This is a genomic window from Janthinobacterium rivuli (assembly GCF_009208735.1).
Lineage (GTDB): Bacteria > Pseudomonadota > Gammaproteobacteria > Burkholderiales > Burkholderiaceae_D > Janthinobacterium.
On the sequence record NZ_WFLJ01000094.1, the window covers coordinates 1 to 257 of the forward strand.

A 257-nucleotide genomic window follows, 5' to 3' on the forward strand; every position below is an offset into this window, starting at 1 on the left:
ATCATCGTCGTGCTCGACAACCGGGGCTACGGCTGCATCAACCGATTGCAGCAGGCCTGCGGCAATGCCTCGTTCAACAATATGTTGCCCGACAGCGCCCCGCGTATCGACTTCGCCCTGCATGCGCGATCGCTGGGGGCGCTGTCCGAACACGTGGCCAACATCGCCGAACTGGAGCAAGCCATGCTGCGCGCCCGCGCCGCATCGCGCACCTACTTGATCTGCATCGACACGGACGACACGCGCACGACGCAGGA

At 64.2% G+C, this 257-nt stretch carries 1 protein-coding gene; it reads left to right on the forward strand.

Annotation, left to right across the window (positions count from 1 at the left end):
* Positions 1–257, forward strand: a 257-nt coding sequence (locus GCN78_RS29080; protein ID WP_226939881.1) for a thiamine pyrophosphate-dependent enzyme, incomplete at both ends; no start/stop codon positions are given.